The 12,686-nt window shown below is 61.5% G+C and carries 8 protein-coding genes; 3 read left to right on the plus strand and 5 right to left on the minus strand.

Annotated features, from left to right (window positions below):
* Nucleotides 1-88: 88 nt before the first annotated feature.
* From IDH44_RS11385 to IDH44_RS11395, 3 genes are read right to left on the minus strand one after another with little or no spacing between them, the layout of a single operon-like run.
* A complete protein-coding gene (locus IDH44_RS11385) occupies nucleotides 89-1,105 on the minus strand; it encodes a glycoside hydrolase family 130 protein (RefSeq protein ID WP_190917799.1) in 1,017 nt (338 codons plus the stop codon).
* Nucleotides 1,106-1,117: 12 nt separating this feature from the next.
* The gene (locus tag IDH44_RS11390) at nucleotides 1,118-2,737 is read right to left on the minus strand and encodes an N-acyl-D-amino-acid deacylase family protein (protein WP_190917736.1); all 1,620 of its coding nucleotides are present in this window, start codon (nucleotides 2,735-2,737) and stop codon (nucleotides 1,118-1,120) included.
* A gap of 22 nt (nucleotides 2,738-2,759) precedes the next feature.
* Nucleotides 2,760-3,869, minus strand: a complete 1,110-nt coding sequence (locus IDH44_RS11395) for an alanine racemase (protein WP_190917738.1) — start codon at nucleotides 3,867-3,869, stop codon at nucleotides 2,760-2,762.
* Between the two features lie 366 nt (nucleotides 3,870-4,235).
* Between IDH44_RS11395 and IDH44_RS11400 the strand changes: the two genes are divergently transcribed.
* The 3 genes from IDH44_RS11400 to IDH44_RS11410 all read left to right on the plus strand — a co-directional run bounded on the left by IDH44_RS11400 (nucleotide 4,236) and on the right by IDH44_RS11410 (nucleotide 8,947).
* Entirely contained in the window at nucleotides 4,236-5,432 is a 1,197-nt protein-coding gene (locus IDH44_RS11400) for a metallophosphoesterase (RefSeq protein WP_190917740.1), read from the plus strand.
* 259 nt (nucleotides 5,433-5,691) lie between these two features.
* Nucleotides 5,692-8,001, plus strand: a complete 2,310-nt coding sequence (locus tag IDH44_RS11405; protein ID WP_397326764.1) for an MMPL family transporter — start codon at nucleotides 5,692-5,694, stop codon at nucleotides 7,999-8,001.
* A 274-nt stretch (nucleotides 8,002-8,275) separates the two neighbouring features.
* On the plus strand, nucleotides 8,276-8,947 hold the full coding sequence (locus IDH44_RS11410) for a transcriptional regulator (protein WP_190917743.1): 672 nt from the start codon (nucleotides 8,276-8,278) through the stop codon (nucleotides 8,945-8,947).
* 513 nt (nucleotides 8,948-9,460) lie between these two features.
* Here IDH44_RS11410 and argH read toward each other — a convergent pair.
* Complete coding sequence (gene argH, locus IDH44_RS11415) at nucleotides 9,461-10,873, minus strand: argininosuccinate lyase (RefSeq protein ID WP_190917745.1); 1,413 nt, start codon at nucleotides 10,871-10,873, stop codon at nucleotides 9,461-9,463.
* 511 nt (nucleotides 10,874-11,384) lie between these two features.
* The gene (locus IDH44_RS11420) at nucleotides 11,385-12,626 is read right to left on the minus strand and encodes an argininosuccinate synthase (RefSeq protein ID WP_190917747.1); all 1,242 of its coding nucleotides are present in this window, start codon (nucleotides 12,624-12,626) and stop codon (nucleotides 11,385-11,387) included.
* Between the last annotated feature and the right edge of the window lie 60 nt (nucleotides 12,627-12,686).

Genomic DNA, 12,686 nt, shown 5'->3' on the forward strand with positions numbered 1-12,686 from the left:
AACCCATTTTTGCAATCGTTTGCAATGGCGCAAGAAGGGGGATCCGCCCGTCCAGACGCATTTCCAGACAGGGCGGATCGCGCGCGGATTATTTCGGCTCGTTCAAAACGTAGTCGACGATCTCGTCGAGCGGCACCGTGGCGAGCGCGATGGCCGTGTCGGTGACGCCGTAGTAAATGTAGAGCAGGCCGTCCTTGACGACGTTGCCGGTCGGGAAAATAACGTTCGGCACCTGGAAGCCGAATTTCTCGTAATACGGCTCCGGCTCCATGATGAAGTTGTCCGTGCGCGCAATGATTTTTTCCGGGTTGTCCAGATCGAGCAGCAGCGCGCCGACCCGGTAGATGGAATTGAAATCGACGCCATGGTACAGCACCAGCCAGCCCTTATCGGTCTTGACAGGAGGTGTCGAGCCGCCAATTTTCTTTTGCTCCCACTCGCCTTCTCCGGCCTTGGCCAGCAGCTTGGGCTCGTCCCACGTCATCAGATCGTCGGAATAGGTGATCCACATCGCCGCGCGCTCGGTGCCGTACTGCTCGCCGACGTACTCCTCCGGACGACGCAGCAGCACGTATCTGCCGTTGATCTTCTCGGGGAACAGAATATTGTCGCGGTCGTTGATCTCCAGCGGCGTCGTGTCGCACAGGTACTCCCAGTTCACCAGATCCTTGGAGGTCATGATGCCCGAACGCGTCAGCCAGTGCCCCTCTTGCTCGCCCCAGCCGTCCGGATACGTCGGAATCGAACGCTCGGGCAGGCCGTAGCCGTTGGGGTAATAGTTCATGGCGCACGGGCGCAAGGCGTAATTCAGGTAGAACGTATCGTCGATCTTGACGACGCGCGGATCCTGCACGCTGCCGTACGGGAAGCCGAGCTGATCCGGCGTTACGACCGGCTCGTCCTTGACGTGGGTGAAATTGACGCCGTCGTCGCTGACGAGCAGGCCCAGGTAGTTTTTGCACGGGGTCAGTGATCCGGCCGTGCGCTCGATCATGTAGAATTTGCCGTCCTCGATAATGACGGCCGGATTAAATACGGTGGACTTGCGCCACTCATACTTGCCCGGCACGACGATCGGATTCTGCGGATGTCTGGTGATGTTCAGCATAATAGCCTCCTAAGAATGAGTGTGGGTACAGCCGACATGGTGGCAGGCGGCGATGAAGCGGCCGGCCATCTGACCGGTCGGGCGGTCGCCTTCGAAGGTCGGGCGCCCGCCGACGATCGTGCCGCCGATGCCGTCGGGATAGCGGGCCGGGTCCTGGTAGTCGGCGCGGTCGCGGATCCCCTCCGCATCGAACAGGGTCAGGTCGGCCGCATAGCCCGGCAGCAGCAGCCCGCGCTTGCCGAGCTTGAAGCGCGCCGCCGGGAACGAGGTGACCTTGCGCACCGCCTGCTCCAGGGACAGCGCCTTGTCCTCGCGCACGTACTTCGCGAACAGCCGCGGGAAGGTGCCGTACGAGCGTGGATGCGGCTTGCCGGTGACGCAGCCGAGGCTGTCGGAGGCGATCAGCGCCTTGTCGTAGCGCACGACGCGCCCGACGTCCTGCTCGGCCATATGGAAGTAGACGATCGACAGCGCGCCCCGCTCCTGCACTAGCAGCTCCATCATCGCGTCCTCCGGCTCCAGGCCGAGCCGCGCGCTCACATCGAGCATGTGCATGCCCTCCAGCGCCCGTCCGGCCTCGGTCGAGGCCGAAGAAATATAGACGCTCTGCCAGCCGGTCGACGCGATCAGGTTGTCCCAATCCCGCTGCTCTTCGCGCAGCTCTTGCTTGATGCGCTGCCGCACGGCGCGATCCTGCAGCCGCAGCAGCGTCGCTTCGATGCCGCCCTCCAGCGTCCACGGCGGCAGGATCGTCGTCATCATCGTCGAGCCTGCATTGTACGGGTAGACGTCGCAGGTGACGTCCATGCCGCGGGCGCGCGCCGCCTCGATGCGGTCGATGGCGTGCTCGATCATGCCCCAGTTGGCCGCGCCTGCCGCCTTGAGATGGCTGATGTGAAGCGCGACGCCGCTCTGCTCGGCGATCCAGATGACCTCCTCGACCGAGGGCAGCAGGTTGTTGCCCTCGCCGCGAATATGGGTCGCCAGCAGGCCGTCATGCCGAGCCACGACCTGGCATAGCTCGGCCAGCTCCTCGCGGCCGGTGTAGCTGCCGGGCGCATACAGCAGGCCGATCGAGAGCCCGATCGCGCCGGCCCGCATCCCTTCCTCGAGCAGCTGCTTCATCTGCTCCAGCTCCGGCGCGGTCGCCGGGCGATTGGCGAAGCCCATCACCGAGATGCGCAGCGCGCCGTGCGCGACATAGGTCGCGACATTCTCCGCCGCGCTGGCCCGGTCGAGCTCGGCGATGTACTCCCCGATTGTGGACCAGGGCCACTCCCAGTCGGTAGTGCCGATGACCGGACCGACATATTGCTTGAGCAGCTCGGCGGATTGCTTGAGATAGGGCGCCGGCGCGAGGCCGCAGTTGCCGACGACCTCGGTCGTCACGCCCTGACGCAGCTTGAATGCGCCGAGCGGCTGGTCGAGTACGAGCAGATCGGAGTGGCAGTGGCCGTCGATGAAGCCGGGCGAGACGATCTGTCCGCCTGCGTCGATGACCTGCGCCGCCTCCTGCTCGAAGCGGCCGACCTTGACAATCGTCCCGTCCTTGATGCCGACATTGCCGAGGAACCACGGGTTGCCCGTGCCGTCGACGACTTTCCCATTGGTAATGAGTAGATCCAGCATAGTGGTCTTGTGCCTCCTTCGGTCAGCTCAGCATGCCGCGCGCGGCCACCGCGATCCGGCGGTCGCCGCCCGGCTCGCGCAGCCATACGGCATTGTGCAGATTCACTGTCGAACAGATATGATTCGGCACGATATCCAGCGTATCGCCGACGCTCCAGCCGTGCGGCGCGGCGCTGCGAATCATGCCGTGCTCTTCGTTCATCTTCTCCAGCACCGCATCCGGATGCCCGAGGATGGCCCCGAAGCCTTCCAGATTCAGCGGCGGATTACCGGGCTGTACATCGGTGGCGAACGTCTTGCTGCCGCCGTCGACGACCGCCCGATTCGGGGCCGGCACGCTGACGACGGTCACGCGCACCCGCGCCGCCCAGTCGTCCGCGCTGCATACGCCCATCCGCTCGAGCATGCGGTCGTTGAAAATATACGTGCCCGGACGGACCTCGGTCACGCCGGGCACCGCGGCGGCCGCAGCCGCCGTCGGCGTCGAACCGACGCTGACGTGCCGGATGCCGACGCCTGCGGCGCGCAGCCGCTCGGCGGCCTGCACCATCAACTCGCCTTCTTCCTTGCCGGCCGCGGCGACATCCAGCGTCGCCTGCTGGCGCAGCACCGCGCCCTTGAAGGTGAAGATGCCGCTGAGCTCCAGGCCCGGCATGAGCGCAATGGTGCGGCCCAGCTCGACGGCCTCGTGCAGTTGCGCGCCGGTGCGGCGCAGCCCGGTATCCAGCTCCAGCCGCACCTGCAGCGTCATGCCGGCCGCGGCAGCGCGCTTGGACAGCAGCGCCGCTCCGGCGGCGCTGTCGACGCCGACCGCGAGCTCGATGTTGCGCGCAAGCGCGAGCACCCGGTCGATCTTGGACGGCACGACGACGGGATAGGCGATGAAAATATCGCGAATGCCCGCCTCCGCCATCACCTCGGCCTCCGCCGGCTTGGCGACCGTGATGCCGACTGCGCCCGCCTGCAGCTGCTCCAGCGCAAAGGCCGGAATTTTATGCGTCTTGATGTGCGGCCGCAGCGTCACGCCGCGCGCGCGCGCGAGCTCGGCCATGCGGGCGATGTTGGCGCGCATGACCGTTGCATCTATGGAAATATAAGGCGTTTCATGCGTGATCTCCTGCGCTTCGTTCATGACTATCATCCCTTCGTTTCACGCCGATAAAACCGATACACCGCCATTATAGCGCTGCCCGCCCGGCGGTTGTATCCCACAAACTTTCGATATTATCCGAAGAATGCCGACCAGTTGGCGATTGGTAGCCGGTCGGTGGCCAATCCGTAGCCAGTCGGTGGCAGGCCGGCGTCCATTCAGCAGGCGACCGACGAGCGACAGTTGACCGCTTGAATGCTTAACGGCGCGAACCATTGGCAAGGTTAACCATTAACGCCGCTTGACTTGGCCGCACCCAGTTTGGCTTGCTTGCCTGCCTGCATGCTGTCGTGTACGATACGATTAGCCGATGTCTCGTCATCTCGCCAAAGGAGCTGATCCTGCCATATGTCCCGTCGTGCTCTTATGCTTATTTTGCTGTTTACGCTAGTGTTTGCCGCGCTCCATTTTTATATCGGTCTGCACGGGTGGTGGTTCCTCGAAGCGCTGCAAGCGGGCCTGCCGCAGGGCGTCTATTGGCCGCTGCTGGCACTCGTGGCGCTGGCGTACGTGCTGGCCAGGGTACTCGAGCGGTACCTCCCTTATCCGGTATTCTATATGCTCAAGGTCGTCGGCTCGTATTGGCTCGGTCTGCTGATGTACGCCGTCTTGCTGCTGCCGCTCGCCGATCTGGCTGCGCTCGCGCTCAGGCTGGCCGGAGTGCCCGCATCGACGTCTGTGCCGCTGCTCGGCTGGATTGTGGTCGGCGCGCTGCTCGCCGTTCTGATCCTGGGCTCGCTCGCGGCGTGGCGCCCGGTCGTGCGCCGCTACGAAGCATCGATTGCCAAGCCTGCGGGGAAATTGCGCTCGCTCCGCGTCGTCGTCGCTTCGGACCTGCATCTGGGGACGATCATGCGCAATCGGCAGCTGCGCCGCTTCGTCGAGCGGGTCAATGCGCTGCAGCCGGAGCTGATCCTGCTGCCCGGGGACATCCTCGACGACGATCTGCGCCCATTCGTGGAACAACAAATGGCCGCGACGATGCGCGGCCTGAAGGCGAAGTACGGGGTGTACGCGGTTCTCGGCAATCATGAATATATCGGCGGCCAGCCGGACGAATTTGCCCGGCTCATGCAGGAAGAAGCCGGCGTGGAGATGCTGCTCGATCGCACCGTGCGCGTCGCAGAAGGCGTCTACATCTCCGGGCGCAAGGATCGCAGCGCCGACGCGCCGCGCTTCGGCGGCGGCCGTCTGCCGCTCGAGCGCCTGCTAGCCGACGTCGATCCCCGCGCGCCGATCATCTTGCTCGACCACCAGCCGTACCACCTGGATCAAGCGGCGGCGGCCGGCGTCGATGTGATGCTGTCCGGGCACACGCACCGCGGCCAGCTCGCGCCCAATCATCTCATCACGCGGCGGCTGTTCGAGCTCGACTGGGGTTATCTGCGCAAAGGCTCGCTCCATGCCATCGTCTCCTCCGGCTACGGATTCTGGGGCCCGCCGCTGCGAATCGGCAGCCGTGCCGAGCTAATCGAGCTGACGCTGCGCTTTGCCCATGAGGAGCAGGCGGACGAGGATGCGGACGTGCGCGGTGTTACGGAGTGAGCGAGGCGGTCGCGGCCTAGCACGGATATGGGCCAGCGCTGCCTGGGCGCGGATTTAGACGTGTGCGGGCTGGGCGCACGGTCTAGCACGGACTCCCCAAGCAGACGTTTAAGTCGGTTAAAGGTTCCCTGGATTAACGATTAACAAAACGAACAGTACGTTCATTGCCTGACGCTGCACTTTCGTATACGATAACAGATAAGACCCATCACATGACAGCGCGGCTGCAACTGCACGCTGACATGCGAATTATTGGAGCGTGCTCGTATTGAAAAGCTGGCTGGATGCATTGGGAAAAGGCTGCACTCGCTATTGTAAAACGGTCATCGCCCTCTGGCTGATCCTCGTGCTGGCACTGGCCTACTACGCCGTACAGCTGCCGTCCGTCTTGAAGGGCAACGGCTTCGTCATGGACGGCTCTTATGCGCAGGTCAATGAAATTCTGGAAGCGAAATTCGGCGTATACGCCTCCACGCTGCTGCTCGTCCTGGACGGCGCGCCGCACGGCGACGAAGCGCAGCTGCGCGAGGACGTGGCGAAGACCGCGCAGCGCGTCATGGCGCTCGAACTCGAAGGGCTGCGCGACGCCGCCGGGCCTTATCCCGCGGGAGGGCTGCGCCTCGATCCAACGATGGCCAAAAACGGCGTCGCGTATTTGGCGCTTGGCTTTGCGGTGCCTTCCCGCGATATGGGGCCCGCGATCAGCGCGGTGCGCGGCGCGGTAACCGGGCTGGCGGCAGAAGGCGTGCCGGTGGCGCTGACGGGCGCCCCGGTCATCGAGCAAGATCTCAACACCGCTTCGCAGGAGGATCTGGCGCGAGCGGAAATGATCGGCCTGCCGGTCGCGATGCTCGTCCTGCTGCTGGCCTTCGGCGGACTGGTCGCCGCCGCGCTGCCGCTCTTCGTAGGCGTCGTCAGCGTGGCGGTCACGATGGGGCTGCTGTATTTTCTCGGTATGCAGATCCAATTATCGATCTTTTTGCTCAATGTCGTCGTCATGCTCGGACTGGCGCTGGGAATCGATTTTGCGCTGCTCTTCGTCAATCGCTTTCGCCAGGAATTGGCGCGCGGCAGCACGGAAGCCGCCGTGCGCAAGACCGTTCGGACCGCAGGCGAATCGATTCTGTTCTCGGGACTGTGCGTGTTTGTCGGCCTTGCCGCAATGGCCGTAATTCGAGTGGACATCTTCCAGGTCATCGCCATCGGCGGCATGACGGTCGTATTCCTCTCGATGCTTGCGGCGCTCACGCTGCTGCCGGCCCTGCTTGCCCTCCTCGGCGATCGCGTCAACCGGCTAATGGTGCGTCGGGCGAGACGGCCACAGCGGCTTGACATTGGCTCCGACGACCCGGCAGCTACGATTCACCATGCGTCCGCCGGGCGCGAGAGCGGCTGGATTCGCTTCTCCCGGATGGTCATGCGCCGGCCGCTGCTGATGGCGATCTGCGCCTTCGCTCTGCTGCTCATCTGTCTCGTCCCTGTCCGCAATATGGTCCTGTCGGTGCCGGATACGGACGCCCTGCCGCCGCACTATGACTCCCGCACCGCGTACGAGCGCTACGAGCAGATTTTCTTGGAGCCGGACGCGGCGCATGTGTTGATGCTTGCTCGCTTGGACGGGCAGGGTGGCGCGGACATGCGCCAGAGTAAGCAGTCGCTTACGACGCTGCCGGATCAGGGAGCGTTGTCGCGTCTCTACCGCCTTCACACGCAGCTGACAGAGGACAACCAGGTGGCCAAGGTGCAATCGGTGCTCACCTCGCCCTCCGGCACGCCCTTCACTCCCGAGCAGTGGCTGGCGCTTGCCGGCAGCCCGGAGTCCGCCCATCAGCTCGCGCCTGCGCTCGAGAGACTGATGCGCGACAATCTGGCGCTGCTGCGCATCGAGCTGACGAGCGGGCCTAACGATGCGGAGACGAAGGCGTGGGTGCGCACGCATGACGACAGGATGGCGGACATCCCGGTTCAGATCGGCGGATATCCAAAGTTTAATCAGGAGATTTTCGACGAAATTGCAGCCAAGGTCGGGTACAGCCTGGCGCTCATTTTGGGGGCAACCTATATCATTTTGTTCCTTGCTTTTCGCTCGGTGCTCATTCCGCTCAAGGCGATTTTGATGAACGCGCTTAGTTTGTGCGCTACATTCGGCATACTCGTTTGGCTGTTTCAGGAGGGGCACTTCGGGATGGAGCCCAGCGCAATCGCATTGTTTATTCCGATTTTCATTTTTAGCATCGTCTTCGGACTGAGTACGGACTACGAGGTGTTCCTCATCTCACGCATGCAGGAAATCTATGAGGAGAGCGGCGACAACGACCGGGCAACGTTGGAAGGACTGACGCATACAAGCAAAATCATCACCTCCGCTGCCGCAATTATGATCGTCATTACCGGCGCCTTCGCCTTCACCGGCGTCATGCCGGTCAAGCAACTCGGCGTCGGCATCGCCCTGGCCATCCTGATCGACGCCACGATCGTCCGGATGGTGCTCGTCCCCTCGATGATGCGGCTGCTCGGCAAATGGAATTGGTGGGCGCCGCGCATGCTGCGGCGGCGAAAACGCGGTTGAGTGTGGCAACCCCTTTGCCAAACTGCGGTAAATCCCATACTAAAGTGCCGGTTGAATCCGATACTAAAGTGCAAATGAATCCTGTGCCAGAGTACCCCTGTAGTAGCTCGGTTGAATCCCATAATAGTGCGGTTGAATCCGATGCCAAAGTATGGTACTTTTAAATCAAAATATCGGCGTGAAGCACATGCCGCTTTAACATGAGGCCGCTCCTTGCGAGCTGCTTGTGTTGAAGCGGCTTTTTGTTTGCTAGGCCGCCTGGGAGGTCAACACGATGCGTTCATTTGAAGAGGTTTATGAAGAATGGTTGCGGCGTCAAATTGCTGCTGAAGACGGAGGAAGACGCAGGGAAATGCTTCGCAGCGGACTGGGTCATGGCACGGTCGAGTTTTTGCGTACCATCTGGTTCCCAGCCATAGGGAGCCTCGACCATCTCTATCCGGAATATGAATGTCGCGATTATAATAACGGCTACCGCTATCTCGATCTGGCTTACCTGCCGGGCGACGTCAAAGCGTGCATCGAAATTCACGGGTACCGCTCCCATGCGCGAGATGTCGAAGCAGGCCGCTTCAAGGATCTATGTATGAAACAAGCGCTACTTGTACTGGATAATTGGTACTTCCTTCCGATCGCCTATCTGTCGATTCGAGAAGATCCCGAGTTGTGTAAACAACTGGCGCTCTCCCTCGTCGGGAAATTTTTATCGCTGCAAGCGCCTGAGGGGCTGAGTTGGGCCGAGGCGGAGACACTTCGGTATGCGCGACGAAAAATGATGGCGTTCGAGCCTGGCGAGCTCGCCGCGCATTTGCAACTTTCCGAAAATCGGACTAGGATCGTGTTGCGAGGCTTGGTCGCCAACAACTTGCTCGTCGTGGCCAGCGGCAACCAGCGCTACCGCACCTATCGGCTAGCCCAATCCCCTCGCAGCATGACAATACGATAGCGATATCACATGCAGGATTCCGGCACGCCATGCACGTGTGCAAATTCGTACGAGACCCTCGTCGTAATGGTAAAAGGCCTCGTATCCGCTCGATAAAATTGTAACGGTTGCCACAGTCGCTAAAGGGGCACAAATTGCCTCTTTTAAATCCTAACGGTTGTGACAGCCCCTATTTGCTCAAAAATGCCTAAAAACAAGCGAATTCAGCAAATTAAGCACGATTGCAACCGTTAGAATGATATTCCACCAAATATCAGCTTAATAAGCGCTGTGGCAACCGCTAGCCTGACTTGCACAGACATCCGCAGGAGCCCCGCCAGACCAAATAACCCGGTAGCCAGATGCATTGCATTTGGCTTCCGGGTCATGTTGTGCGGATACACGGCCCGCATCGGACATTGATTTCGCAAATTGCCCAAGAGGCACTCGCTATAGCTGTAGCCTTGTACAACTGGCCTTATGCAGTGGCCCTGTACAAGCGGCCAAGTGCCCGCAGCTCGCCGCGAAAAAAAGCTACTGCCGCTCGGCGTGCGTCTCCACCCAATCGGCGACCAGCGCCAGCTCCGACTCGGCGCGTCCGATGGCGTCGCTGACTTGAACAGTCGCCGTGCCGCCGTAAACGTTGCGGGCATTGACCACCTGCTCAGGCTGCAGCACCTCGTAGATTCGTTCGTCGAACAGCTGCGAGAATTGCTTGAATTCCTCCAGCTTGAGATCGAGCAGGTACTTGCCCTCCTGGATGCAGTAGAGCACCGTCTTGCCGATGATCTCGTGCGCCTGACGGAACGGCAGCCCTTTGCCGACGAGAAAATCGGCGATGTCCGTGGCGTTGGAGAAGTCCTGGTTGACCGCCTGACGCATCCGCTCCTTGCTCACCTTCATCGTGGCGATCATCGGGGCGAACAGCTGCAGCGCGCCCTGCATCGTCTTCACCGTGTCGAACATGCCTTCCTTGTCTTCCTGCATGTCCTTGTTGTAGGCCAGCGGAAGGGACTTGAGCACGGTTAGCAGCCCCATCAGATTGCCGTAGACGCGTCCGGTCTTGCCGCGCACGAGCTCGGGGACGTCCGGGTTCTTCTTCTGCGGCATGATGCTGCTGCCCGTGCAGAAGGCGTCGTCGAGCTCGATGAAGCGGAATTCGGTGCTCGACCAGAGGATCAGCTCCTCGCTCAGCCGCGACAGGTGCATCATAATAATCGACGCGTCCGAGAGGAATTCCAGGATGAAGTCGCGGTCGCTGACGGCGTCCAGGCTATTCTCGTAGACACGATCGAAGTTGAGCTGCTTGGCCACAAAATGACGATCGATCGGGAACGTCGTACCCGCCAGCGCCCCGGCGCCAAGCGGCAGCGTATTGATCCGCTTGTAGCTATCCTGCAGCCGCTCGATATCGCGGCCGAACATGGAGACGTACGCCATCAGATGATGCGCGAACAGGATCGGCTGGGCGCGCTGCAGGTGCGTATAGCCCGGCAGGATCGTGTCGAGATTGGCCTTGGCCTGTCCGACGAGCGCCTCCTGCAGCTTGGCCAGCAGCTGCACGAACTCCACGACCCGCCTCCGCAAGTAAAGGTGCATATCGGTCGCGACCTGGTCGTTGCGGCTGCGGCCGGTATGCAGCTTGCCGCCGACCGAGCCGATATCCTCGATCAGCGTCTTTTCGATGTTCATGTGAATGTCCTCGTCACTCACGGAGAACTCCAGGTCGTTGCGCCGAATGCGCTGCAGCACCCGGTGCAGGCCGTCCTTGATCGTATCCACATCGTCAGCCGACAGGATGCCCTGCTTGCCCAGCATCGTCACATGCGCCAGGCTGCCCTGCACGTCCTCCTCGGCCAGCGCCTGATCGAATGCGATCGAAGCGGTATATTCTTCCACCAGCTGGTCGGTTTTTTTCGTGAACCGGCCGCCCCATAATTTGCTCAACTGCACACACTCCTTCTCTCCAGGCGCCGCGATGGCCGCCCTTAACAGCTCCATGAACAAAATCACCAAACGTATCACAATCACGTGCCGCTAACGGTTGCCACAGACGCTATCCTTGTCCAAATGAACGATTTGCGAACCTAACGGTTACCACAGCGCTTATTTCCTTATAATAGCTCGAAAACGACTAAATCTGGTGAAATAACGCTTCTCACAACCGTTAGCTCAGTAAAACTCCAATATTCGTCCAAATAAGCACGCTGGCAACCGTTAGCCACACCTTACTCCGCATATCCATCTCAGCGAATCCAATTAGCCACACCTCACTCCGCATATCCACCTTAGCGAATCCAATTAGCCGATCTCGCTCAGCGCATCTGGCTTGGCGCAACTGGCTCTCTGCGCAGGAGGAGGCGCCGCTGGCCCGGCGCTGGCTCGGCCACCCGCACTTAGCAGCCAACCGAACCCAGCAGTTCCTTCCATACTTCACTCAGTTGACTTGCTTCATCACTCACTTGCCGTCGCGGCTCTGCTCCACGCCTGCGGATACCTTGAGCCGCAGCGCGTTGAGGCGAATGAAGCCGGTCGCGTCGCCCTGGTCGTACGCCTGCGACGGGTCCGCTTCCATCGTGGCGATGTCCGGGTTGTACAGGCTGACCGGAGATTGCACGCCGGCGCCGATGACGTTGCCCTTGTACAGCCGCAGACGCACGATGCCGGTGACGTTTTTCTGGCTCTCGGCGACGAGCGCCTGCATCGCCAGACGCTCCGGGGCGAACCAGAAGCCGTTGTACACGGTCGCGCTGTATCTGGCGATCAGCGAATCGCGCAAATACATGACCTCGCGGTCCATCGTCAGCGACTCCATCTTGCGGTGCGCGGTGAACAGGATCGTGCCGCCCGGCGTCTCGTAGACGCCGCGGCTCTTCATGCCGACGAAGCGATTCTCCACCATGTCGACGCGGCCGATGCCGTGCTTGCCGCCCAGCTCGTTGAGCGTGTCCATCACGGCCAGCGGAGACATCCGCTCGCCATTGACGGCCGTGCACTCGCCCGCTTCGAAGGTCAGCTCGACATATTCGGCCTCATCCGGCGCCTCCTCCGGGGAGACGCTCAGCACGTACATGCCGCGGTCCGCCTCGGCCGAGGCGTCATACCACGGATCCTCCAGCATGCCGCTCTCGAAGCTGATGTGCAGCAGGTTCCGGTCGGTCGAGTACGGCTTGGCCGCCGAGGCCGTTACCGGGATGCCGTGCTGCTCGGCGTAAGCGATCATCTCCGCCCGGCCGGGGAATTGCTCGCGGAATGCCTCGATCCGCCACGGCGCGATCACGCCGATGTCCGGCGCGAGCGCTGCCGCTCCCAGCTCGAAGCGCACCTGGTCGTTGCCTTTGCCGGTGGCGCCGTGAGCGATCGCAATCGCGCCCTCGGCGCGGGCGATGTCGACCATCCGCTTGGCGATCAAGGGGCGGGCAATCGATGTGCCGAGCAGGTACTGTCCCTCGTACAGCGCCCCCGCCTGGAACATCGGATAGATGAAGTCGCGCGCGAATTCCTCGCGCAGATCGTCGATATAGACTTTGGATGCGCCAGTGGCCAGCGCTTTTTCCTCCAGACCGTCGAGCTCTTCCTTCTGCCCGATGTCGGCGGTGAAGGCGATGATTTCGGCATCGTACGTTTCCTTGAGCCACTTCAGGATGACCGAGGTGTCCAGTCCGCCCGAGTAGGCCAGTACAATTTTATCCTTTGCCATGTTCAGCTAATCGCTCCTTTTTCAAGATAACCGTTCCCATCTTTTATGCTTGCAGTGCAG

The sequence above is a fragment of the Paenibacillus sabuli genome (assembly GCF_014705605.1).
GTDB classification, from domain to species: Bacteria; Bacillota; Bacilli; order Paenibacillales; family Paenibacillaceae; genus Paenibacillus_D; species Paenibacillus_D sabuli.